The following is a 24,130-nucleotide window of genomic DNA, read 5'->3' on the forward strand; positions in this document are numbered from 1 at the left end:
TGTGATACACGTCACAGCGAGTGTGCTTAACTGGCTGAGGTGAAGGCATTTTGCCATTTTTTGTGGGTCGGAGCTTTACCCTTGTCGCGCGCGTCTGCTGTACGTTTCAGCCATTTCCTACCATCGTTGCTGTTATTGCTGGCGGGGGTGGCGGCTGCGTACGCCAAGGACCTCAACGTTTTCTTCACCTCGCTGTTCAACGTGCTGCCGACCCTGGTGTTGCTGCTGGGCGGTGCGTATTGCGCGGTGTACCGTCGTCAGCGTGAACTGTTTCTGATGATCAGCGTGTACATCGCCTATTTCCTGCTGGATACCCAGACCGATTTCTACCGGGATAACGGCCGGGTGCGAGATGACGCTGCCGTGGCGTTCCATCTGGTGTGTCTGCTGCTGCCGCTGCTGTTCAGCGTTTACGCGTTGTGGCAGGAGAAAACCCACCTGTTTCGCGACTTTGTCGCTCGGTGCGCTGTGGTGCTGGCCTTGGGCGGCGTTGCCCTGGCCCTTGAACAAAGCTATCCCCAGGCGCTGTTGAACTGGCTGGCGGAGATTCGTTGGCCGGCGTTGCATGGTACCTGGATGAGTTTGATCCAACTGTCCTACCCGATGTTCGTGTTGGGTTTCATTGCGCTGGCATTGCAGTACTGGCGCGAGCCAAGACCCCTGCATGCGGCACAGTTGGTGGGGTTGCTGGGAATGTTCTGGATGTTGCCCCAGACCTTTATCCTGCCGTTTACGCTGAACATTATGTGCAGCCAGGTAATGCTGATGATCGCCGCGGGTGTCGCCCATGAGGCTTATCAGATGGCCTTTCGCGATGAGCTGACCGGTCTGCCGGGGCGACGTGCGCTGAATGAGCGGATGCAGCGCCTGGGGCGCAATTATGTGCTGGCCATGGGTGACGTTGATCACTTCAAGCGTTTCAACGATACCCATGGACATGACGTGGGTGACCAGGTACTGCGGCTAGTGGCCAGCAAATTGTCGAAAGTCGGCGGCGGCGGTCGAGCCTATCGCTACGGTGGTGAAGAGTTTGCCGTGGTGTTTGCCGGCAAGACCCTGGATGAATGCATGCCGCATTTGGAACAGATCCGCGAAGTCATCGCCCACTACCACATCAAGTTACGCAGCCTGGACAGTCGACCCCTGGACGATCACCAGGGCCGGCAGCGCCGTGCGGGCAGCGGTGCTACCAGTGTTTCAGTGACGGTGAGCATTGGCGTGGCCGAACGCCAGTCCGAGCAGCGCACGCCGGAAGAGGTGCTCAAGTGCGCCGACCAGGCGCTATACAACGCTAAGGGCGCGGGGCGTAACTGCGTGCTAGCCGCTGGCCAGAACCGCCGCGGTGCAGTGCGTATGCAAAGCGCTGCCGGTTGAGTGATGGTGATGTATTCAGCGCCTGTACAGTGATTGTCCAGGGTGTCGCGCGGCAGTAGCTTGGAGCCATCTGCCGCCGGAGATATCACCATGCCCGACTATAAAGCTCCCCTGCGTGACATGCGTTTTCTGATCGATCATGTCTTTGACTTTCATGGCCACTACGCTGGACTGGGCGCTACCGACGCCAGTCCGGACATGGTCGGCGCTATTCTCGAAGAAGGCGCCAAGTTCTGCGAAAACGTGCTCTCTCCGTTGAATCGTTCTGGGGATGAAGAAGGCTGCCATTTTGATAACGGTGTGGTGACCACGCCCAAGGGCTTCAAGGAAGCGTTTGCGCAATACGTCGAAGGCGGCTGGCACGGCGTGGCAGCAGACCCGGCCTATGGCGGGCAGGGCTTGCCGTCGTCCCTGGGCTTGGTGTTGAGCGAGATGATCGGCTCCAGCAACACGTCGTGGGGCATGTACCCCGGCCTGACCCACGGTGCCATGTCGGCGATTCACGCTCATGGCAGCCAGGCCCAGAAAGACACCTATCTGACCAAACTGACTGCCGGCCAATGGACGGGCACCATGTGCCTGACCGAAGCCCATTGCGGCACGGACCTGGGCATCATCAAGACCCGCGCCGTGCCCCAGGCCAATGGCAGTTATGCGCTGACCGGCAGCAAGATCTTCATCTCGGCCGGCGAGCACGACATGAGTGAGAACATCATCCACCTGGTGCTGGCCAAATTGCCGGATGCGCCGGCCGGCACCAAGGGAATCTCGCTGTTTATCGTACCCAAGTTTCTGCCGGAGTCGGGTGAGCGCAACGGGGTGAGTTGCGGCTCCATCGAGCACAAGATGGGGATCAAGGCGTCTGCCACCTGTGTGCTGAACTTCGATGGCGCCGAGGGGTATTTGATCGGCGAGGCGAACAAAGGCCTCAACTGCATGTTCACCATGATGAATCACGCACGCCTGGGCACCGGCATGCAGGGCTTGTGCAATGGCGAGGCGAGCTTCCAGGGCGCGGTCAAATACGCCAATGATCGCCTGCAGATGCGCTCCCTGACGGGGCCGAAAGCGCCGGACAAGGCCGCCGACCCGATCATCGTGCACCCCGATGTGCGGCGCATGTTGCTGACCATGAAAGCCTTCAACGAAGGCAATCGCGCGTTGGCCTATTTCACCGCACAGCTGCTGGACACGGCGCACCTGAGTGCCGATCCGGATCAGCGCCAGGAGGCCGAGGATCTGTTGGCGTTTCTCACGCCGATCTGCAAAGCCTTCATGACCGAAACCGGGCTGGAGGTGACCAATCACGGCATGCAGGTGTTTGGTGGTCACGGTTTTATTCGCGAATGGGGCATGGAGCAGTTGGTCCGCGATTGTCGGATTGCGCCGATCTACGAAGGCACCAACGGCATACAGGCCTTGGACTTGCTGGGTCGTAAGGTGCTAGGTAGCCAGGGCAAGTTGTTGCGTGGCTTCACCAAAATCGTGCATAAATTCTGTGCCGCCAATGCCGAGCATCCGCAGTTGAAAGTCCAGGTCGCGAAGCTCAATCAGTTGAATCAGCAATGGGGCGAACTGACGGCCAAGGTCGGCATGGCGGCGATGAAGAATCCCGATGAGGTCGGTGCCGCGGCCCTCGATTATTTGATGTACAGCGGCTACATCATCCTCGGCTACCTGTGGCTGCGCATGGCGCTGGTCGCCCAGGCGCAGATAGACAATGGCAGCGGCGACCCTGACTACGCCCGTGGCAAGCTGGCCACGTGTGAGTTCTACTTCAAACGCCTGTTGCCGCGCACCGCAACCCATCGAGCGGCGGTGGAAGCGGGCAGCGAATGCCTGATGAGCCTGCCGGCGGAGTTGTTTGCGCTATAACGGGAAGTGACTAAAAAATACCAATCAGTCACAAGCAGACCCTATGTGTCGCAAAAGTTGTTCGGTTACACTCGGGGTCTATGAAACCGATCCTACCGAATCACTTTTAACGTTCTCACGAGGTTTGCCATGGCTGACTACAAAGCGCCGCTGCGCGATATGCGCTTCGTCCTCAACGAAGTATTCGAGGTCGCCAAGTTGTGGGCACAACTGCCGGCCCTGGCAGACACCGTCGACGCTGAAACCGTCGAGGCGATCCTTGAGGAAGCCGGCAAAGTCACCGCCAAGACCATCGCGCCGCTGAGCCGCGACGGCGACGAGGAAGGTTGCCGCTGGGACAACGGCGTGGTCACCACGCCGGCGGGTTTCCAGCAAGCCTACAAAACCTACGCCGAGGGTGGCTGGGTGGGCGTGGGCGGCGATCCAGCCTACGGCGGCATGGGCATGCCCAAGGCGGTTTCGGCCCAGGTCGAGGAAATGATCAACTCTTCGGGGCTGGCGTTCGGCCTGTACCCGATGCTGACGTCCGGCGCCTGTGTGTCGATCAACACCCACGCCAGTGACGAACTGAAAGCCACCTACCTGCCGAACATGTACTCCGGCGTGTGGGCCGGTTCCATGTGTCTGACCGAGCCCCATGCCGGCACCGACCTGGGGATTATCCGCACCAAGGCCGAGCCTCAGGCGGACGGCTCCTACAAGGTCAGTGGGACCAAAATTTTTATCACCGGTGGCGAGCACGACCTCACCGACAACATTATCCATCTGGTGCTGGCCAAACTGCCGGACGCCCCGGCGGGGCCCAAGGGCATCTCGTTGTTCCTGGTGCCCAAATTCCTGGTCAATGCCGATGGCAGCCTCGGTGCGCGTAACCCGGTGAGCTGCGGTTCCATCGAGCACAAAATGGGGATTCAGGCGTCAGCGACCTGTGTGATGAACTTCGACGAAGCCGTCGGCTATCTGGTCGGCGAACCGAACCGTGGCCTGGCGGCGATGTTCACTATGATGAACTACGAGCGTCTGGGCGTCGGTATTCAGGGGCTGGCGTCCGGTGAGCGTTCCTACCAGAACGCGATTGAATACGCCCGTGACCGTGTGCAAAGCCGTTCACCCACCGGCCCCAAGGCCAAGGACAAGATCGCTGACCCGATCATCGTCCACCCGGATGTGCGTCGCATGCTGTTGACCATGAAAGCCGCGAACGAAGGCGGTCGTGCGTTCTCCACCTACGTGGCGATGCAACTGGACACGGCCAAGTTCAGCGAAGACGCGGCCACCCGTAAACGCGCGGATGACCTGGTGGCGTTGCTGACACCTGTGTCCAAAGCGTTCCTGACCGACCTGGGCCTGGAAACCACCGTTCACGGCCAGCAGATTTTCGGCGGCCATGGCTACATCCGCGAATGGGGCCAGGAGCAACTGGTGCGTGATGTGCGTATCACCCAGATCTACGAAGGCACTAACGGCATTCAGGCCCTGGACTTGGTGGGGCGCAAGATCGTGGGCAGCGGCGGGGCGTTCTACACCTTGTTCGCCGATGAGGTTCGCCACTTCATCGCCACGTCCAACCCAGACCTGGCCGAGTTCACCAAGCCGCTGAGCGCCGCGGTGGATGAGCTTGATGCGTTGACCGCGTGGGTCCTGGATCGCGCCAAGCACAATCCGAATGAAATCGGCGCGGCTTCGGTGGAATATCTGCATGCATTCGGTTACATGGCCTACGCCTACATGTGGGCGCTGATGGCCAAGGCGGCTTTGGGGAAAGAAGCCCAAGAGGATTTCTACGCCAGCAAGCTGGGCACTGCGCGTTTCTATTTTGCCCGTCTGTTGCCGCGCATTCACTCCTTGAGTGCTTCGGTAAAAGCTGGCAGTGAATCGTTGTTCCTGCTGGACGAAGCGCAGTTCTAGGGTAGGAAGGGTTTGTAAGCATTCTCTTACATGACGTGCTGCTGTTCGTCCTCTATCGCCACATTGGATCCACGGTTAATCTACTTCACATGGACGTCGCGCAGGAAGCGCAAAGCAACAACACGGACACGTAGGATTCTGCCAGGATGGCGGAGTGAAATGGATGTCAGGGAAACAGTCTGCAAAGCCCCGCTTCGGCGGGGTTTTCTTTGGTCCGCGAAAAAGTTCAGGTCAGCCCGTCCAGTGGCGCCATCGGTCCATGCGGGCCATTCATCACGTCTTCGAGCAAGGTGCGCAACAACTTCAGTGTTGCCTGTTGCCGCTGCACATCCCGACACACCAACCCCACTTTCAATGGCACCCGCGGTTCACTCAAGGGTTTCCATAGCAATGCCTGGTGGCTGTGCTCGTCCTGAGAACGCCCGGGCAGTACGGTGGCCAGCCTGGTATGGGGCAGACTGTCGAGAATCCCGACCATGGTATTCAGCTCAGCCTGTACCTGTGGCCGGCGTCCGAGGTTGGCCAGTTGAGCTTGCCAGATCTGCCTGATTTGAAACTCCTCGCCAAGTAATAGCATGGGCAATTCGGCGGCCTGCTTCAGGGAGACTTTCTTGAATTCGCGCAGTGGATGTTCAACTGGTATCACAACCTTCAGTTCATCTTCGTACAACAGCACACCGTGCAAGCCGGGTTGGCGTGGCGGCAGGTAACTGATGCCGATGTCCAGCGAGCCATTGAGCAAGCGTCGCTCGATCTCAAGTCCGGTCAACTCATAGATTTGCACGACCAGGTGCGGTTGGGCTTTGCGCACGCGTTCCAGCATTTTTGGGACAAGGCTGGTGTGCACGGTTTGCAGCACGCCGATGGCCAAGGTGCGCAACGCCTGGCCCTTGAAGTTACGCAGGGCCTCGATCGCCTGTTGCATGCCGTCGAGCAGCGGCAAGGCGTGGTTATACAGGGTATGGGCAGCCAAGGTCGGTAGCAGCCGTTTGCTGCTGCGCTCGAACAGGCTCACATCGAGGTTTTGTTCGAGCTGGCGGATCTGTTGCGACAGCGCCGGCTGGGAGATCGACAGGCGCTCGGCGGCGCGGCCTACGTGGCCTTCTTCATACACCGCGACGAAATAACGCAGTTGCTTGAAATCCATAAGTAATGCTTATCGAAAAAGCTGGAAAATCGAAATGGCTGTGCGCCCCCGAGGCGCCTAGTCTAGCGCCTAATCACACGGCTTACAGGGCCAGATTGCACGATGAATAGCGTTTGCGTCGATGGTGTTTACATAGGCAGGACAAAATACCTCAGGGGTGAAGTCTGTACACAGGCGGTTGCCAGACGGCACCGATTATGGCTGACGGGGGGACGCGCATGAATCTGTTTAACCTGCGTCGCCCCGGCCCCAGCCTTGACGACCTGATCCTGGAGTCCCAGCCCGTGACGCTGCGCGATAACCCGTCCACCCAGTGTCTGATGCCTAGCGTGGACCGACCGTCCCAGGTATTTGTGCGTGGCCAGGGTTCCTGGCTGTGGGACAGCGATGATCGCGCCTATCTCGATTTTTCCCAGGGCGGCGCCGCCAATAGCCTGGGACACAGTCCGTCGGCGCTGGTCGCTGCCCTGGCGGACCAGGCGCAAGCGCTGATTAACCCAGGTAACGGCCTGCACAACCGCGCTCGGTTGAATTTGGCTGACCGCCTGTGCCACAGCACTGGCAGCGACCAGGCCTATGTGCTCAACACCGGCGCGGAAGCCTGTGAGGCGGCGATCAAACTGGCGCGCAAGTGGGGCCAACTGCATCGCGGCGGCGCTCACCACATCATCACCGCCAGCAGCGCGTGTCACGGTCGCAGCCTGGGTGCGTTGGCGGCGTCGGCGGATGCGCGCCAGAACCGTTTCGAACCGCAATTGCCTGGCTTCAGCCATGTCCCGTTCAATGACCTGCCCGCGCTGCATGCAGCGGTGGATGCACAAACGGTGGCAATCATGCTGGAGCCGATCCAGAGCGCGGCCGGCGTCATCCCGGCGCGCGAAGAATATCTCAAGGGTGTCGAACGGCTGTGCCGCGAACTGGGGATCCTGTTGATCCTCGATGAAGTGCAGAGCGGAATCGGCCGCTGCGGCAGCTTGCTCGCGGAGCAGCGCTATGGCGTGCGTGCCGACATCATCGCCCTCGGCAAAGGCCTGGGCGGCGGCGTGCCATTGGCCGCCTTGCTGGCCCGGGGCAAAGCCTGTTGTTTTGAGTGGGGCGAGCTGGAAGGCACTCATCACGGCAACGCCTTGATGGCGGCTGCCGGGGTCGCCGTGCTCGACGCCGTGCTGGACAGCAACTTTCTAAACCATGTGCGTGCTAATGGCCAGTACCTGGGCGAAGGGCTGGCACGCCTTGCGCGCCGCTACGGCCAGGGCGAACTGCGTGGTCAAGGCCTGCTGTGGGGCCTGTCGGTGTCAAATGACTCGGCAGACGCGCTAGTGAAGGCAGCGCTGCACGAAGGCCTGATCCTCAACGCTGCGCAACCCGATTGCTTGCGCTTCACCCCGGCGCTGACCGTCAGCAAAAGCAACATCGACGAAATGCTCTTGCGCCTGACCCGCGCCTTCGCCCGCGTCCACACCGCCCAAGTGCAATGCCGCAAAGGCATCGCCGTTTAACCCCGCAATCCTGAACCGTCTCGCGGTATACGCGGCGCCCCAGCCTGGTTTGTTTGGCTGGGGCGTTTTTTTGTCTCGAGGGTTTTCATCGTGCAGAAACACGGCTTGGAAATCCTTGCCTGAAGAGAGCGCTGGCCGCGTGCCAGATTCCACTGAACCCTCACGAATGCTCAAGGTCGATTAGCTGTACGGCTCACACGAGCCGATTTTCAGGAGCTGAACCCATGGACATCATTCGAATCATCATCGCTATTCTGTTGCCGCCCTTGGGCGTGTTCCTGCAAGTGGGTTTCGGCGGCGCGTTCTGGCTGAATATTTTGCTCACGCTGTGCGGCTACATCCCGGGCATCGTGCATGCGGTCTACATCATCGCCAAACGCTAAACCGTCAGCCTTTGGCAATCAGGCGTGAATTTCGCTCGTTGCGAAAGGCCAATTGCTCGATGGTCTGCGTGGCCTGTTCGGCCTCGAGGCGGGCGTTGAGGATAATGCCGTGATCGGCGGATTTGCTGCACACCGGGTCGGCATTGCTGGCGTCACCGGTCAGCATGAACGCCTGGCAACGGCAGCCGCCAAAGTCCTTTTCCTTCTCGTCGCAGGAGCGGCACGGCTCGGGCATCCAGTCATAGCCACGAAAACGGTTGAAGCCGAACGAGTCGTACCAGATGTGTTGCATGGTGTGATCGCGCACATTGGGAAACTGCACCGGCATCTGTCGGGCGCCGTGGCAGGGTAGCGCTGTACCGTCCGGCGTCACCGTCAGAAAGATACTGCCCCAGCCGTTCATGCAGGCTTTGGGGCGTTCTTCGTAGTAGTCCGGGGTGACGAAGATCAGTTTGCACGGATGACCTTCGGCTTCCAGTTTGGCGCGGTACTCGTTGGTGATGCGTTCGGCGCGGGTCAGTTGCTCCTGGGTCGGCAGCAAGCCGACACGATTGAGCTGGGCCCAGCCATAAAACTGGCAGGTGGCGAGTTCGACGAAGTCGGCCTCAAGCGCGATGCACAGCTCGATGATGCGGTCGATCTTGTCGATATTGTGCCGATGCGTGACGAAGTTCAGCACCATCGGATAACCATGGGCTTTTACCGCGCGGGCCATTTCCAGCTTTTGCGCAAAGGCTTTTTTCGAGCCGGCCAACAGGTTATTCACCTGTTCGTCGCTGGCCTGAAAGCTGATCTGGATATGATCGAGGCCGGCTTTCTTGAAGTCGCTGATCTTCTGCTCGGTGAGGCCGATACCGGAGGTGATCAGGTTGGTATAGAACCCCAGCTTGCGGGCCTCGCCAATCAGCTCGGCGAGGTCCTGGCGCACCAGCGGTTCGCCGCCGGAAAAACCCAGTTGTGCAGCGCCCATTTCCCTTGCTTCACGAAATACCTTGATCCATTGCTCGGTGCTCAGCTCCTTGCCTTGCTCCGCAAAATCCAGCGGGTTGGAGCAATACGGGCATTGCAGCGGGCAGCGATAGGTCAGCTCCGCCAGCAGCCACAGCGGCAGGCCAATTTCGGGTTTGTCAGGCAAGTTCGATCCAGTGCTGTGCACGGGCGACCTCCATGAATTGCTCGATGTCATCACCGAGTTCAGGCACACCGGGGAATTGCTCCTCCAGTTTAGCGACAATCGCTGCCACATCACGCTCGCCATCAATCAAGCCGCCAATCAGCGCGGCACTTTCGTTGAGCTTGATCATGCCTTCCGGGTACAGCAGTACGTGGCCTTTTTGTGCGGGTTCGTACTGGTAACGGTAGCCTTGGCGCCAGGTCGGTTTTTTGCTGCGGTCGATACTCATAAGTTGATTCCCTTATGCCAGACCCGTTGCTCGGTCACGCTGTGATACGGCGGGCGTTTCAGTTCGTAGGCCATGCTCATGGCATCAAGCATGCTCCACAGGATGTCCAGTTTGAACTGGAGAATTTCCAGCATGCGCTCCTGGCCTTCGCGGGTGGTGTAGTGCTGCAGCGTGATGGCCAGTCCGTGTTCGACATCACGTCGAGCCTGGCCCAGGCGCGTGCGGAAATATTCGTAACCGGTGGGGTCGATCCACGGGTAATGCTGGGGCCAGCTATCGAGCCGCGATTGGTGGATCTGCGGGGCGAACAGTTCGGTCAGCGAGCTGCTGGCTGCTTCCTGCCAACTGGCGCGGCGGGCAAAGTTGACATAGGCATCGACGGCAAAACGCACGCCGGGCAGTACCAGTTCCTGGGAGCGCAATTGGTCCGGGTCCAGGCCAACCGCTTGACCCAGGCGCAGCCAGGCTTCGATACCACCGTCTTCGCCAGGTGCCCCATCGTGGTCGAGCAGGCGTTGAATCCACTCGCGACGGATTTCCCGGTCCGGGCAATTGGCCAGGATCGCAGCGTCCTTGAGGGGAATGTTGACTTGGTAATAGAAGCGATTGGCGACCCAACCCTGGATCTGTTCGCGGCTGGCGCGCCCTTCGTACATCGCCACATGATAAGGGTGATGGATATGGTAGAAAGCGCCCTTGGCCCGCAAGGCCTGTTCAAACTCAGTAGGGGACAGCGGTTGTTCGGTCATGGGTTTGCTCCTACAACTCAATGCTCATGCCATCGTAGGCCACTTCAACATTGCGCCGTGCCAGTTCGGCGCGCTCGGTTGAGTCTTCGTCGAGAATCGGGTTGGTGTTGTTGATGTGGATAAGCACCTTGCGTTGCTTTGGCAGCTGTTCGAGCACTTCCAACATGCCACCTGGGCCGTTTTGCGCCAAGTGGCCCATTTCACGGCCGGTCCGGGTGCCTACGCCGCGACGTTGCATTTCGTCGTCGTCCCACATCGTGCCGTCCACCAGCAGGCAGTCGCTGGCGGCCATGATGTTCAACAGGGGGTCGTCCACCTTGCCCAGGCCAGGGGCGTAGAACAGTTTGCCGCCACTGCGCAGATCTTCGACGATCAAGCCGATGTTATCGCCAGGGTGCGGATCGAAACGGTGCGGCGAGTAGGGCGGCGCGGCGCTGCGCAGCGGTAGCGGTGTGAAGCGCAGGTGGGGACAGGCTGGGATGGTAAAGCTTGCGTCCAACTCGATGCGATTCCAGGTCAGGCCGCCGTTCCAATGGGTCAGCATGCTGAACAGCGGGAATCCGGTGCTCAGGTCTTCATGAACCATGTCGGTGCACCACACTTGATGCGGGCAGCCTTCGCGCAGGCTCAGCAGACCGGTGGTGTGGTCGATCTGGCTGTCCATCAGGATGATTGCGCTGATACCGGTGTCGCGCAGGGCGCGGCCGGGTTGCATCGGCGCGAAACTCTGCAGTTGGGCACGGATATCCGGGGAGGCGTTGCACAGTACCCAGTTCACCCCGTCGTCGGAAATCGCGATGGACGACTGAGTGCGCGCATGAGCACGCAGGCTGCCGTCACGAAAACCCGCGCAGTTCACGCAGTTGCAGTTCCACTGCGGGAAACCGCCGCCGGCGGCGGAACCTAGAATCTGGACAAACATCGCCGTTCCTCTACACAAGACTCAAAAATAAAAACGCCCCGGCGAGCCGAGGCGTTGCAGTGCAATACAAAGCCAATCAGCGGCTGGCAAAGTACATGGTGACTTCAAAGCCGATACGCAGATCAGTGTAAGCAGGTTTGGACCAAGTCATGTTCATACTCCTACGAAGGGATGGGATATTTACTACTAACTGATACATATAGTCCATCTCCTACCGGAGATGTTCAGGTGCGCGTAGGGAATATTACGCAATTATTCACAGGTTAGCGCTGTCTCGACAGAAAAAGCCTGTTGCAGCATCGGCAATGATTAGCCCGCCGGGAGCCACGCGCCTGTCACGGGCGCGCCGTTGGCCACACAGCGCCAGCCGCCTGCGGCTTGGTTGAGCGACTGTGCAGCGTTCAACAGGTCCTCACGGCTACAGGTTTTGATCAACTGTTGGAGCTGCTCCAGGTAATCCGACCGATGGCTCGCCAGCTGTGCCTGCCAGAGCAGCTCGGCAGCTTGAGCGGTGGGTAATGCCTGTGGCGAGAACTGCTCGGCCAGGGCCAGGCAGCCTGGATCCTCCTGAGTGTCGATCAAGTCAGGCAGTTGTGTGAGGAATGTCTGCACCTGTTCGAGGATGCCCTCCAGCGCCACGCTGGGCGATTGCACGCCAAACAGCAGGCCGGTTTGTCCGTTGATTTGTCGGATGCCGCTGAACACCGCGTAGCCCACTTGCTGTTCGACCCGCAGGCGCTGATAGAACGGTGCTTGCACCACATGTGCGAGCAGTCGCCAGGCGGCTTCGTCGGCCAGGCTTGGTGTCGGTGCCGGACAAAAGAGTAGCAAGGCGGCGTCGCTGGAATCGGTGCTCACTTCATGCCAGAGGTGTTGGCCGTGGAAGGACGGCGGGTGCTCGTCAAGCGTCGCCGATTGTCCCGGAAGACGCGCCGCCGCGTGCCGGATGGCCTGTTCACAAGCAGTCGGCAAACCCGCTGCAAGTCCTTGCCAGCGTGCGTTTGACCATACACCGGGCAGATCACCGAGATGCGCCGCAGTCATACCGGGCTGAACTCCGGCACAACAGACCGGCAGGGCCTTGAGCAACTCACGGAGCGCAATCATGGGCGCAGGGCGGGGCAGCGCTGTTTGCCAAAGCTGTTCGTCGGGCTGGACCAGGCTGCGAGCAAGCTGTTCCAGTATGGCCGGCATGGGTTCATGAAGCCCGCTCATTTTCAGCTGCCAGGCATTGCCGGATGCCTCGAAGGACAAGTCGACGCCTGCCTGACGGGCGTTTTCCCGCAACGGCCCCAAGGTGTGTGCCAGGCGCAGGAAGAAATCTGTTTGCAGCGGCGAATCCAGCTGCCAGCGCAGGTAAAGCGCGCCTTCGTCGATGTCATCCGGCAGAGCGTGGCTGAAAGTCAGGGCAGTCAGCTCCCGTCTGCCGCGCGAGCGGTCCTGGGCAAAGGTCCGCAGGCCGCGATGGGCGCTGGTTTGGCCGCGAATCAGACCTGTACGCTCCGCTCTGGCGGGCGGTTGCAAAAATGGGTTGTCGGGTGGGAGCTGCCAACTGATTGTGGCGGGCGCCAGGTGCAGTGCGTTGAGCAATGCCTTGAGCGCGTGGCAATGCTGGTCGGACAGTTGCGGTGCGAGGTTTTCCGTGGCGTGACGCGCCAATGCGAGGGCGCCGCGGATCTGTTGCTGGCGACTGACCAACCGTTGGTATTCGGTCCGCAAGGCACGCCAGTCGCAATGTGTGAAAAAGCTGAGCCAGTCGTACAAAAGTGCTTCGATCTGTGTGGCCTGTTGCGCGCCGTTGGCCCCCAAGGTGAAGTCAATATCCAACAGTGCCTGCCCGGAGAACTGGTACAGCACCTTTGCTTCCAGCGCCGTCACCCATTGTCTGGCCTTCAGTTCGGCAAACAGTCCACCCGGGGCCGAGGCATTGAGCCAGGTACAGAGAAAGTCCAGCGCTTCACGGGGCGCATTGCAGGCAATGAGCTGGTGCAGATGCTGTGTGTCCGCATATTGGAAGCTCGATTTATCACCGTTCATCAACGCCGGTGGCGTTTCCTGAGGGCGTAGCGGCCCGGACCGCAGGCCTACGCTGAACTGCTCGGCCAGCGCCTGCAGTGCTTCCAGAGATTGCGGACCGGCAAGGCTCAAGGTCATTTGCCCGCTCTGATAGAAACCTTCATAAAAATCATGCAGCGCCTGCTGAAAATCCTCACGCGGGACCGGCAAGCTGTCGCGATTGCCAGCGTGAAAGCCACGCAGCGGATGATTGGCCGCCAAGCCTTCCAACACCGTCCGTTGGTGTTGCGCCTGGGCATCCTGGGACCAGGCGATGAATTCCGCCTGCAGCACTTCACGCTCCCGCATCTGATCGTCCAGCGCCAGGCGCGGATGAGTCAGCATATCGCCCAGGCGTTCCAGCGCAGCGCTGAAGGCTGAGGTGGGCACTTCAAAGAAAAAGTCGGTCGTGCGTTCGCGAGTGCTGGCATTGACCTGTCCGCCATGGCGTTGCACGTAGGCCATCAGCCCTTGATTCGTCGCAAAGCGCTCGGTACCGAGAAACAACAGATGTTCAAGAAAGTGCGCCAGCCCCGGCCAGGCCAATGGCACGTCATGGCTGCCGGCAGCGACCCTCAAGGCCGCCGCGCAGCGCTTGAGGCGTGGCGCATGGTGCAGGAAAACCTGCAGGCCGTTGGCCAGGGTCAGGTGCAGGAAATGAGGGTGGGCCGGCGCAGGCATGAGCACTTCCGAAAGGTAGGAAGTGCCTATGCTAGCAAACCCGCCGGATCAGGGCTTGTGAAGCGCGCTGTAGAGCTCGGGTCGCCGGTCTTGCAGGTAGTGATTGGCGGCGCGGGCGAGAAGGATCGATTGGTGTTCCAGGGTCCCGATTATCAAGGCTTCATCCCGCCCAGCCAGGGCGATGCGATCCCCATTGGGCGCGGCAATGCTGCTTTGTCCACAATATTGAATCTCGCCTTCGTGCCCGCAGTAATTGGCGTAGGCCACGTAGCACTGGTTTTCAAAGGCCCGTGCCCGCACGGTGACCTCGGCGACAAAGTCGAACGGCACCATATTGGCGGTCGGCACCAGGATCAATTGCGCGCCGGCCAGGGCCAGGCGTCGGGCATTTTCCGGAAACTCCAGGTCGTAGCAGATCAGACAGCCGAGCTTCCAGCCGTTCAGCTCGACAATGGGGAGCTCGTCGTCGCCGGCACTGAACATCGAATGATCAAGATCGCCGAACAGGTGCGTCTTGCGGTAGTTGCACAGGCGTTGGCCGTTGGCGTCGATCAACTGCACGGCGTTGTAGATCTGCCCATCCTCGGCCCGTTCCGGGTAGCCGTAGAGAATCGCCAAGCCACAGCTTTGCGCCAGATTGGCAATGTACTGCGCGGATTCGCCATCCTGGGCTTCAGCCAGGGCACCCACCGCCTCGAAACCGATGTTGTAGCCGGTCAGGAACATCTCCGGCAATACCAGCAAATCGACGTCGCCGGCCTCCAGTGCTATCTGGTGCAGGCGCGTGAGATTAGCCTCCACGTCCAGCGGCAACGGCGGACATTGGTACAGGGCGACACGCATGGCTTGGCTCCTTATTCGGCCAGGGCAATTGGCCCGATGTCGTCGAACACATCGCCTGGCCCTGGGTTCTCTGGGTGAGTGCTGCCGCCAAAGTGGGTCATGATTCCCCACACCGCGTTCAGCGAGGTCTGCACCGCGCCTTCGACCCATGCCGGGGTCCAGGACACGTCGTCACCGGCGATGAAAATCCCCCGTTGCTCCGCCGGCATGTCCTTTTGCATGAAGTGCGCGTACATCCGTTGGTTATAGCGGTAGTGGCCCGGCAATGCACCTTTGAACGCCCCGAGAAAGTGCGGATCGGCTTCCCAGGATACGGTGATCGGGTCGCCAATGATGCGCGCCGCAATATCGACTTTCGGGTAGATCTTTTTCAGTGCGTCGAGGGCCAGTTTTACGCGCTTTTCGATGGGTTGCGGCAGCATCTTCAGGGCGTCGCTCATCCACGAGTAGGACAGGCAGATGACGCCCGGCTTGTCGTCGCCGTTATCGAACAGGTAGGTGCCACGGGTCAAGCGGTCGGTGAGGGTCATGCTCATTAGGTCGCGGCCGGTTTCGGGGTCTTTGTCTTTCCAGAATGGCCGGTCGACCATGACGAAAGTCTTCGAGGATTGCATATAGCGCGTGCGGTCCAGGGCCATCCACATCTTCTGCGAGAACAGGGTTTCGTCGCATTCGATCTGGGTGGTCAGCAGCCAGCTCTGGCAGGTGGTCAGGACTGCCGCGTATTCCCGGGTGTCGCCGTAGTTGTCGGTCACTGCGAAACGGCCATCGGCGGCGTGGGCAATCCGCTTGACCCCGGCCCGCGGTGCGCCATGGTGCAGCGAACTCAGGCTGGTGCCTTGCGGCCAATGCGCGCAGCGCTCCGGCACGTGGCGCCAGATGCCCATGGGCACTTGCGCCACACCGCCCACCACCAGGTGCTGGTGATCATCGCAATTGGTCATCACCACGCGGAAGATCTCCAGCATCGAGTTGGGAAAGTCCGAGTCCCAGCCGCCGGTGCCGAACCCCACTTGACCGAACACTTCGCGGTGATGGAACGACAGTTTGGCGAAGGCTTTCGAGGTGGCGACAAAATCGTAAAAGGTGCGGTCGTCCCACAACGGAACCAGCTTGTTCCACAGCTCTTTGAGGCGCGGTACGTCGCGGTCGCGGATTGCTTGCTGGATATCGCCGAATTGCGAGCCGGCTTCCAGGGCGTCGGCCCAGGCGTCAGCCACTTCCTGAAACAGCGCGGGAAGATCGGATAGTTTCTGTGCGTAGTGGGTTTGGCCCTCCAGGTCGATCACGGTGCTGCCGGATGCCGGGGTCAGCGGATTGGGGAAAGGCCGGGTCTCAAGACCCAGTTTGTCCACATAATGGTAGAACGCCGTGGAGGACACAGGGAAACGCATGCCGCCGAGTTCCGCGATGATGCCGTCAGCGCCTTCAAAGGTCTGTGAACGCAGGCGACCGCCCATTTTCGAGGCTTCGTACACCACGGGCTTGAGGCCGAGTTTCATCAACTCATAGGCCGCCACCAGTCCGGCGATCCCGGCACCGACAATCGCCACTTCCGCGCCATGTTTGGCGGCGGGAATACTGCCCAGCCCGGCAGGGTGTTCGATCCAGTCATCGAAGGCGAACGGGAAGTCCGGGCCGAAGATGGTGATGGGTTTTTTACCATCTGCAGGGTGGCGATTGGTTTTGCTGATGGTGCTGGAAGGAATGCTCATGGCTGACCTTGCTGACGACTCGGCGGGAAATGGCCCGTGGAGTATAGGAAAAGATGGCAGCCAGTTTAGGGAGCGTCTTGTTCGTTAATAAGACGCAAAGTGTTGTCGAAATGAATTGTTTTTAGTCAGAGTGACGAAGCTATCGGTCAAATTGGTTGTCCACGATCCAATTTGTTACTGAGGATGATCGAAGTGGTGGTTTTTTCCACGCCATCGACACTGCCGATCTGGTCCAGCAGTTGATCCAGCTGTTCCGGCGAATCGGTGCGCAACCAGGCCACATAATCAAACTCGCCGCTGACCGCGCACAGCTGCTGAACCTGGGCCATGGCACTGAGACGCCGCAGCACTTCCTTGCCCGAGCGCGGTTGTACGGTGATCCCCACATACGCCTGCAACCCGCCATCCACCACGCGCTGCCCGAGGCGCACGCCATAGCCGGTGATGACCTGGGTTTTTTCCAGGCGTGCCAGGCGAGATGTCACCGTGGTACGGGCGATGCCCAACTGCCGGGCAAGCATGGCGACGCTTTCGCGGGCGTTGATCTGCAAGGCAGCGATCAACTGCCGGTCGATTTCATCAAGGACGGGAGGGCGGTTGACGGACAAGTTGGTCTCCGACGCGGGCGGCAATGAGGGAGCATGTTACAGGCTCATGCGTGCTGCTGCTGGATCTCACGCATATATAGGTGTAAAGCTTTAAAACCGGTTTGTGTGGCGCCTATGTACCTGCCAGGGATCTGGATGGGGTGTATTTCTGCCAATGCTTTTTTGTGCATTGGATACGGTCAAGGTGCTAAGAAGAAAAAGTTCTGAGGAAGATCCTTATGGTCGAATGGCTGTTTTCCGGTATAGGGGCGACTCTCCTATCCGATTGGTTAAAAGAGCGTAGAAGTCGAAAGCAAAACCTGCCTTGCCCGCAAGACATGCGGCCGCTTGTACTGGAGGACTCTTCATATGCGTTGGCGGTCGGAGAAAAAATAAGCTTCATACGCACCGATATCTTGAATTTGAGCTTGAGGCAGCTAAGTGAAATCTTAGAGATTAAAAAGGTTTCTGATCTCGAAAAGTATGAGTCAGGTGTCGAAGAGTTTCCCCTTCCACTCTTGAAGAAATTTGAAGCATGTTTTTCTGTCAGACCAGCGTATCTGGATGGGGTCAGTGAAAGCATTTTTTCGAGTTTTCACTTGTGTGAGTTTGAAGTTGAACGCTACCTCTCGCAAGGTTATAACCCCGTTGTGCTCTGCTGTCCTGACGAGAGAAGTGAGCTATTTTGTAAAATTGCTTTTGAGAGAAGTGAAGGTGCGTTTTCGAAAATCGTAATTGGAGATTTGTTGTGCTCGTTTGCTTCTAGCGGCGGCGGCCAGATAAATATTCAAATATTAATCCAGGCTTTATTGAGGCGAGGCGCTTCTTATAAGGATGTAAGGGTCTTAAAGGTTACGCGCCGTGCCTGGGAACTGATGCGGCGTGGAACTTACTATAATCAGGATGAATTTCATCGGTGTACGGACTGGGAATGCCAAGAGGTATTCGCCAGGTGGTTTAGCGAAAGCGAAGCGTCCAATAAACGCTGGGGCTTAAGGTTGTCGGAGAAATAATTTGGGGGATGCCACAAAAGTAATAAGAAAGGGCTGGCACATTTTTCAAGCAGAAAAATCCGCTCTTCTTTCGCGGTCCATTTTTCGAATTTTATAAGTTTTAGGGGTTGTGATAAGTTTACCTAAAGAAAAAGCGTTTTTATTGAGGTGGCTACCGTTGCCAGGTTAGAGAGTATGTTGCTTTTTTGTTCGAGTTTCCTGATTTGGTTTATTGCTTCGGCGTCGGCATCTTCTTTTATAAGGTCAGGGCTTCCATCAGACGATGGTGGCGGGCGGTTGATGTCAAGGTCGAGATCGGGTGATGGGGTTCGCGTGTAGCGAGACTTCGATTGAGTAAACAAGCTCTCTGGAATCGTGTCGTAGTTTTCAGACTGCTCCATCGAAATCAGTTTCTCGATGATGTCTATTTCAGAGTCAATTCTTATGGCAATGGATGCGAATGTCGTAAAGCTTATATTGTCAGCGATTATTTTTGAGCGCCAGTTATACTGATCTACTATGTTGTTGTATGGGTATAGCAAGTCGAAACCTAACCGGATCATGCGGTTTTGCGCACTTGATCCTAACGCTATAAGGCATGCTTGGGCCTCTGTCGCCAGCTCGCACGCCCGTGGATCACCAAAACCTGAGTGCTCCGTGATGGGCTGCTTCGTCGGGTAGGTGCTCAATAATAATTTGAAATATTCGTCATGTGCCAGTTTGAGCTTTTTAAGAACGTCTATTCTTTGCATGTTTCAGTCCTTTTTCCTTTGTCGGTTGGGTCTTTTTTTCATGCAGCAAAAATCACCAGATGTACTGGGTCTGTATCGACGTTGACGGCCCCAACCAGGCTTAGGCTCTAGCGGCTAGCTCGCAAGATCACAAGTTACTGATCGCGCTGCCCCAGATATTCATCAAGTCTTGAGGCGAGATATTCTCTCGCTTTGGTAGTGTGAACATCAGAAAGTTCGCCAGCCTTTTTCGAGTCACCTTCAGCAATGGCTTTTGCGATTGCCTCATGTTCATCCCAGATTGACTGACGCTGAGACGCGGAGGATTGCAGCACTGTCCCCATTGCGCGACGCAGGTGCACCCAATAGACCTGAGCGCTCTCCGCGATCAAAGGATTTCCCGAAGCCGCGTATATGTCGTGATGAAATGCAACGTCCGCATCGACCATCGCTTTCAGATCTTTACCCTTCGCAACGCGCCGGCCGTTCTCGATAATACCTGGGTCCATCTCATGGCGCTTCTCAGCCGCCATTTTTGCTGCCAAGTTGTCCAGAGCTCCCCTTATCAGATAGAGATTACTGATTGACTCAACGGTCAAAGGAGTTACCAGCACCCCTTTACCAGGAGCGTCCTGAACCAAACCGTCCTTTTTCAGCAGACGAATGGCTTGGAGCACTGGAGATCGCGAGACATGCATCTGTTCCGCGATTTCTTCTTGGGTAAATCGAACCCCAGGGGCCATCGTTCCATCACTGATCGCGTCTAGAAGCGCCTTGTAGACCTCGTCTACATAGTCCGGGCGTACTTGAATCCTCTGCAGCTTAGTAGTCATGGCGTTCAGTGGTGCCTTCGGTGGCTTGATTGCGATGGTCATTGTCCACGTTCTCCAGAATGATTCCAACGGGGTGGCTTGACAATCTTGGTAGGCAGGCCAAGAATGGCTTATCTGTATACAGAACACAGTATGTAGAATATAGAAAACAGACGAGGATTTCCAATGAAAGTGTTTTATGACAAAGACACAGACCTGGCTCTGCTAGAAAGCAGGCGAGTAGCGGTTATCGGTTACGGTTCGCAGGGGCATGCCCAAGCGCTGAATCTGCGAGACAGTGGCATTGATGTTGTCGTTGGCCTACGAGCAGGTGGGGCTTCTTGGGCAAAAGCAGCTGCTTCTGGTCTGTCAGTAATGGAAGTCGGCGAAGCTGTAAGTGGTGCAGATCTGGTGGTCATGCTCATTCCCGACGAGTCCATTGCCCAGGTCTATACAGACGAAGTTGAGCCCGCCATTCGTAAAGGTGCGGCACTGGTCTTTGCCCATGGCTTCAACGTCCACTATGGTCAGGTGACGCCACGGGCTGACCTCGACGTATTCATGGTTGCACCTAAAGCACCAGGGCACACTGTACGCTCTACATTCGCGGCGGGTGGTGGCGTGCCAGCCCTGATCGCCATTTCTCAAAACGTTTCCGATCTTGCCAAGGATCTGGCACTGGCTTATGCCTCGGCCATTGGTTGCGGCAAGGCAGGCATCATCGAAACCGATTTCCGGGAGGAGACAGAAACCGACCTCTTTGGTGAACAGGTAGTTTTGTGCGGCGGTGCGGTAGAGCTTATCAAAGGCGGCTTTGAGGTTTTGGTAGAGGCCGGGTATTCCCCAGAGCTCGCTTACTTCGAGTGCCTGCATGAGTTGAAATTGATCGTGGATCTGCTCTACGAGGGTGGCATCTCTAACATGAACTACAGCATCTCTAATAATGCTGAGTTTGGCGAATACGTCTCTGGGCCCAAGATTGTGACTGCTGAAACCAAGCAAGCCATGCGTGAGGTTCTAGCGTTCATTCAAGATGGTTCGTACGCGAAACAATTCATCCTTGAAAGCAAGGCTGGTAACTCACTGCTAACTGCTCGCAGAAATCAACTCAAACGTCATCCGATTGAAGTTGTGGGTGAGCAGCTCAGGGCAATGATGCCTTGGATCAAGGCCTCAGCCTTGGTTGATAAAGCTCACAACTGAATCTCAAAACTTAACGATGAGGCATTAGACGTCACCTAAGCACTACCGATGGTACCAGCGTGTTCAAATAATATGTATACAGAGTTCCGTAGCCTGAGCTCTGACGACAAAATAAGAGCGGAGACATGGTCATGACCGAGAAATTCGAACAGCACGAAGCCAAACAGTCGAGCGGCGCCGGTGCACCGATTGCCAAAAAACTTATAGCTTATGGTGGTTACCACACCAACAATGTTCCGGGACATGATCCTGAATTGACTGAAACTGGGCCTGGTACTCCAATGGGAGAATACCTGCGCCGTTTCTGGCATCCAGTATGTATGTCGCTTGAGCTGACTGATACCCCTCGCTTCATGAAGATCCTTGGCGAGGAGCTCGTGGCATTCCGTGACGGCAGTGGCCAGATCGGCGTATTGCATGCTCACTGCTGCCACCGAGGGGCATCCCTGGAATATGGCGCCATCCAAGAGCGCGGTATCAAGTGCTGCTACCACGGCATGGTGTTTGACGTGGATGGTGCTTGTTTGCACGTACCATTTCCTGCTGGCGAGGAGAAAGAGGCGGAAAAATATGCCTGCTCAATTCGCCAAGGCGCGTATAAGGCGTTTGAGCGTCATGGATTGGTGTTCGCTTACATGGGCCCACCAGATGAAGAGCCGCCATTTCCAGAGTGGGAAGAAAACTTTACCGTTGCTGAAGGCGATGAGCTGGTTCCTTACAGCAACTTCCAGCATTGCAACTGGATGCAGGTTCAGGACAACGCAGCAGACAATTTCCACCCCACCGCCTTGCACTCAGCCAAGAATGTGGTGAACAAAAACTTCCAAGGCACAACCTTCGATGAAGTGGGCGCAGCGTCCATGGAAGTCGCACCAGACATGCAGTTCATCCCAGTCCATCAAGGCCGAAGTCTTGCCTGCGCCGGCGCACGTCGAGTTAATGACGATAGGATGTTCCTGCGTATCCAACACCAGGTACTGCCCAACCTGAGCTTGCACGCGTACACCTCCGAAGATGGCTCGGCGAAGAAGCTCTTCAGCCGGTTCCATATCGTTCGCTGGACAGTTCCAGTCGACGACGAGAATAGCAAGATGATGGGCTGGCGCGTGATGGGGCCAGGTATCGATACACGTGGGATCGGTGACAAGAGCATGGTCGGTTACGAAACCATCGACTTTCTTGAGGGGCAGGTGGCTATGCGCCGGCCTGAGCGTTTCGGCAAATACAAACTGGATGAATTGCCGCCTATCCCTACGAATCACCGTGAACGTGAGATATATAAAGACGCCCAATACGCGCCAGGTGACTACGAGGCGATCATTTCGCAGCGTCCCATCGCGGTACACAAGCTCGAAAACCCTACGAAGTTCGATGCGGGTGTGTATGCGTTCCGCAAAATGCTCCGTGACGCTGTTCGCGGAACCAACCCGGCAGCAGGTGCGCATGGTTTCGCAGAGTGGCTGCGCTCCATGAACGGGGCACCTAACAGCTACTGCGCGGGTAATGTCTTCGAAATGCCTATCGCCGACACCGTGGAGCAAGAAGTTGCTAACCGCCGCCGACTGGCCAAAGAAACGGTGGCCATCCTTACTGAGGCTGATCAATTGAAGGGGGATGAGCGAGCCACGTTCGTTAAGGAACGGCTCGAGCAGCTTGAGCAAAGCTTCAAAAAATAAAAAAAAGGCCCACGTCAACTTCCGAGATAGCCCTTATCTCGGAAGTTGTAAGCGCATCGCCGAGGTGAGGTATGAACGCAATTGTAGATAACACTGCCGCTAAGGATCTGGAGCTGGTGGTCAAACAAATCAGGATGGAAGCGAACGGCGTAAATTCGTACGAATTCGTCTCTCCGGACGGATCCGCTCTGCCGCCTTTCACTGCCGGCGCGCACATTGATATTCACGTCGGCTCTGGCGTAATTCGTCAGTATTCGCTTTGCAACTCTCCTTCAGAACATCATCGCTACATGATTGCTGTGTTAAAGGATCCTAATGGTCGCGGTGGATCGGCGGCTGTTCATGAAAGCATCAAAGTAGGTGACAGGGTGCGCGTGAGCGCACCCAGGAATAATTTTGAGCTGCACCCAGGCTCCACCAAGGTCGTCCTGCTTGCTGGTGGCATTGGGGTAACACCGATGAAGTCGATGGCCCACCATCTAGAGGCGCAGAACATTTCATATGAGATGTACTACTGCGCCAAAGGGCCGGAATACGCTGCCTTTAAATCCGAGCTCGAAGGGTTAGCGAAATCGGGTCGAATCAGCTTCCATTTCGATGGTGGGGATCCCAGTAATAAGCTAGATATTTCTTCGATCTTGAAAAATCCCGAGGGTGCGTGCGATCTCTACTACTGCGGGCCAGGGGGCTTCATGCAGGCCTGCAAGGACGCTTCGGAACACTGGCCTAGTGGATCGGTACATTTCGAGCACTTCAAGGCTCCCGTCAAGTCGCAGACCGATGAGTGCTCGATTGTCGGGGGATTCATTGCCCAGATCGCCAGCACAGGTGAGAGATTGGAGGTGGCGCCCGACCAGAGCTTGGCAGAGGCTTTGAACAGCGCTGGTTATCCCGTGGAAACGTCCTGCCAGTCTGGCTTGTGTGGGACATGCAAGGTGCGTTACTTGGCCGGCACTGTCGACCATCAGGACTTCATACTCGATGACAGCGAGAGACCTGACTTCCTCACTTGCTGCGTCTCGCGGGCAGCGAGCGGCACCCTAGTCCTAGACCTTTAAAGATAGCGAACGTATCTTCCGTCAAGAAATTACGGAACCTGAAAGGCCGATTTGGTTGATGACTCGTGAGAGCGAGAGCAGTCAACAAATCGGCTTTTGTACGCGTGATATGAAAGCCCAACATCTTTGACGTGGGGCTTCTACGGAGGGCGGCGGTTTGTAGGGTATGTCGTCGGTATACCGCTGCGGGTCAGCGGTCATCAATTGGCTGTTCATCGTTTGAACAGTTGCAGCGAACATTTCAGTTATCCGTGCCCCCCTACGCCCAGGTAAACGGCAGTCTGGAGACATTTTGCAGTCGGATCATTTCCTCCATCGCCAGCATACCTGCAGCCAGAAACTGACGGGTAGCCTCGTCCGCTAGACGACCCTCATACATTTTCGACTTCGTACCGGCAATGACTATTTGTGGATATGAAACTGGCATTGCTTCAATTGCCCAGAGCGTTTCGCTGAGCTGCAACTGCGCACGTGCACCAGCTGTAACGGCTGGTGAACCAGTGAGCGTCATCACGGG

General features: G+C 57.5%; 22 protein-coding genes. 9 read left to right on the forward strand and 13 right to left on the reverse strand.

What is annotated here, in order from left to right; genetic code table 11:
* Positions 1–81 precede the first annotated feature (81 nt).
* From BLU75_RS25360 to BLU75_RS25370, 3 genes are all read left to right on the forward strand, one after another.
* On the forward strand, positions 82–1,374 hold the full coding sequence (locus BLU75_RS25360; RefSeq protein ID WP_084379584.1) for a GGDEF domain-containing protein: 1,293 nt from the start codon (positions 82–84) through the stop codon (positions 1,372–1,374).
* 90 nt (positions 1,375–1,464) lie between these two features.
* Positions 1,465–3,249 carry an acyl-CoA dehydrogenase C-terminal domain-containing protein gene (locus BLU75_RS25365; protein ID WP_084379583.1) on the forward strand — a complete coding sequence of 595 codons (1,785 nt, stop codon included), beginning with the start codon at positions 1,465–1,467 and terminating at the stop codon, positions 3,247–3,249.
* Positions 3,250–3,378: 129 nt separating this feature from the next.
* Positions 3,379–5,157 (forward strand): acyl-CoA dehydrogenase C-terminal domain-containing protein, encoded by a 1,779-nt coding sequence (locus BLU75_RS25370; protein WP_084379582.1) that lies wholly within the window; start codon positions 3,379–3,381, stop codon positions 5,155–5,157.
* Positions 5,158–5,383: 226 nt separating this feature from the next.
* Here BLU75_RS25370 and BLU75_RS25375 read toward each other — a convergent pair whose 3' ends face one another.
* Positions 5,384–6,304, reverse strand: coding sequence for a LysR family transcriptional regulator (locus BLU75_RS25375; RefSeq protein WP_084379581.1), 921 nt, complete (start codon positions 6,302–6,304; stop codon positions 5,384–5,386).
* Positions 6,305–6,522: 218 nt separating this feature from the next.
* Here BLU75_RS25375 and BLU75_RS25380 point away from each other — a divergent pair, with 218 nt between their 5' ends.
* On the forward strand, positions 6,523–7,803 hold the full coding sequence (locus BLU75_RS25380) for an aspartate aminotransferase family protein (RefSeq protein ID WP_090221588.1): 1,281 nt from the start codon (positions 6,523–6,525) through the stop codon (positions 7,801–7,803).
* Between the two features lie 224 nt (positions 7,804–8,027).
* Entirely contained in the window at positions 8,028–8,186 is a 159-nt protein-coding gene (locus BLU75_RS25385) for a YqaE/Pmp3 family membrane protein (protein WP_033050408.1), read from the forward strand.
* A 4-nt stretch (positions 8,187–8,190) separates the two neighbouring features.
* On the opposite strand, the gene pqqE is transcribed toward BLU75_RS25385, so the two are convergent.
* The 9 genes from pqqE to BLU75_RS25430 form a co-directional block, all read right to left on the reverse strand.
* Positions 8,191–9,372, reverse strand: coding sequence for a pyrroloquinoline quinone biosynthesis protein PqqE (pqqE, locus tag BLU75_RS25390; RefSeq protein WP_373863651.1), 1,182 nt, complete (start codon positions 9,370–9,372; stop codon positions 8,191–8,193).
* Entirely contained in the window at positions 9,314–9,589 is a 276-nt protein-coding gene (pqqD, locus tag BLU75_RS25395) for a pyrroloquinoline quinone biosynthesis peptide chaperone PqqD (RefSeq protein WP_084379578.1), read from the reverse strand. The genes pqqE and pqqD overlap by 59 nt, the downstream gene beginning before the upstream one ends.
* Positions 9,586–10,338, reverse strand: a complete 753-nt coding sequence (gene pqqC / locus BLU75_RS25400) for a pyrroloquinoline-quinone synthase PqqC (protein ID WP_084379577.1) — start codon at positions 10,336–10,338, stop codon at positions 9,586–9,588. Before pqqC ends, pqqD begins: the two co-directional genes overlap by 4 nt.
* A gap of 10 nt (positions 10,339–10,348) precedes the next feature.
* The gene (gene pqqB, locus BLU75_RS25405; protein ID WP_084379576.1) at positions 10,349–11,260 is read right to left on the reverse strand and encodes a pyrroloquinoline quinone biosynthesis protein PqqB; all 912 of its coding nucleotides are present in this window, start codon (positions 11,258–11,260) and stop codon (positions 10,349–10,351) included.
* Positions 11,261–11,336: 76 nt separating this feature from the next.
* Positions 11,337–11,411 (reverse strand): pyrroloquinoline quinone precursor peptide PqqA, encoded by a 75-nt coding sequence (pqqA, locus tag BLU75_RS25410; RefSeq protein ID WP_003194766.1) that lies wholly within the window; start codon positions 11,409–11,411, stop codon positions 11,337–11,339.
* Between the two features lie 158 nt (positions 11,412–11,569).
* Positions 11,570–13,996 carry a pyrroloquinoline quinone biosynthesis protein PqqF gene (gene pqqF / locus BLU75_RS25415; RefSeq protein ID WP_084379575.1) on the reverse strand — a complete coding sequence of 809 codons (2,427 nt, stop codon included), beginning with the start codon at positions 13,994–13,996 and terminating at the stop codon, positions 11,570–11,572.
* Between the two features lie 48 nt (positions 13,997–14,044).
* Complete coding sequence (locus BLU75_RS25420; protein ID WP_084379574.1) at positions 14,045–14,839, reverse strand: carbon-nitrogen hydrolase family protein; 795 nt, start codon at positions 14,837–14,839, stop codon at positions 14,045–14,047.
* Between the two features lie 11 nt (positions 14,840–14,850).
* Positions 14,851–16,533 (reverse strand): flavin monoamine oxidase family protein, encoded by a 1,683-nt coding sequence (locus BLU75_RS25425; RefSeq protein WP_084379628.1) that lies wholly within the window; start codon positions 16,531–16,533, stop codon positions 14,851–14,853.
* A gap of 167 nt (positions 16,534–16,700) precedes the next feature.
* Positions 16,701–17,162: an Lrp/AsnC family transcriptional regulator gene (locus BLU75_RS25430; protein ID WP_084379627.1), complete on the reverse strand. Its 462-nt coding sequence runs from the start codon at positions 17,160–17,162 to the stop codon at positions 16,701–16,703.
* A gap of 218 nt (positions 17,163–17,380) precedes the next feature.
* On the opposite strand from BLU75_RS25430, the gene BLU75_RS25435 reads away from it, so the two are divergent.
* Positions 17,381–18,154: a helix-turn-helix transcriptional regulator gene (locus BLU75_RS25435; RefSeq protein WP_084379573.1), complete on the forward strand. Its 774-nt coding sequence runs from the start codon at positions 17,381–17,383 to the stop codon at positions 18,152–18,154.
* 122 nt (positions 18,155–18,276) lie between these two features.
* Here the strand turns inward: BLU75_RS25435 and BLU75_RS25440 are convergent, their stop codons facing one another.
* Both BLU75_RS25440 and BLU75_RS25445 read right to left on the reverse strand, forming a co-directional pair.
* Positions 18,277–18,885 carry a hypothetical protein gene (locus tag BLU75_RS25440; RefSeq protein WP_084379572.1) on the reverse strand — a complete coding sequence of 203 codons (609 nt, stop codon included), beginning with the start codon at positions 18,883–18,885 and terminating at the stop codon, positions 18,277–18,279.
* Between the two features lie 134 nt (positions 18,886–19,019).
* Positions 19,020–19,739, reverse strand: a complete 720-nt coding sequence (locus BLU75_RS25445) for a GntR family transcriptional regulator (protein WP_197676945.1) — start codon at positions 19,737–19,739, stop codon at positions 19,020–19,022.
* A gap of 123 nt (positions 19,740–19,862) precedes the next feature.
* Here BLU75_RS25445 and ilvC point away from each other — a divergent pair, with 123 nt between their 5' ends.
* The 3 genes from ilvC to BLU75_RS25460 all read left to right on the forward strand — a co-directional run bounded on the left by ilvC (position 19,863) and on the right by BLU75_RS25460 (position 23,613).
* The gene (gene ilvC, locus BLU75_RS25450; RefSeq protein WP_084379571.1) at positions 19,863–20,879 is read left to right on the forward strand and encodes a ketol-acid reductoisomerase; all 1,017 of its coding nucleotides are present in this window, start codon (positions 19,863–19,865) and stop codon (positions 20,877–20,879) included.
* A gap of 131 nt (positions 20,880–21,010) precedes the next feature.
* Positions 21,011–22,555: a Rieske 2Fe-2S domain-containing protein gene (locus BLU75_RS25455; protein WP_084379625.1), complete on the forward strand. Its 1,545-nt coding sequence runs from the start codon at positions 21,011–21,013 to the stop codon at positions 22,553–22,555.
* A gap of 71 nt (positions 22,556–22,626) precedes the next feature.
* Positions 22,627–23,613: a PDR/VanB family oxidoreductase gene (locus BLU75_RS25460; protein WP_084379570.1), complete on the forward strand. Its 987-nt coding sequence runs from the start codon at positions 22,627–22,629 to the stop codon at positions 23,611–23,613.
* A gap of 259 nt (positions 23,614–23,872) precedes the next feature.
* Here BLU75_RS25460 and BLU75_RS25465 read toward each other — a convergent pair whose 3' ends face one another.
* Positions 23,873–24,127 (reverse strand): hypothetical protein, encoded by a 255-nt coding sequence (locus tag BLU75_RS25465; protein ID WP_130909358.1) that lies wholly within the window; start codon positions 24,125–24,127, stop codon positions 23,873–23,875.
* Positions 24,128–24,130: the final 3 nt, after the last annotated feature.

This window comes from Pseudomonas mucidolens (genome assembly GCF_900106045.1).
GTDB classification, from domain to species: domain Bacteria; phylum Pseudomonadota; class Gammaproteobacteria; order Pseudomonadales; family Pseudomonadaceae; genus Aquipseudomonas; species Aquipseudomonas mucidolens.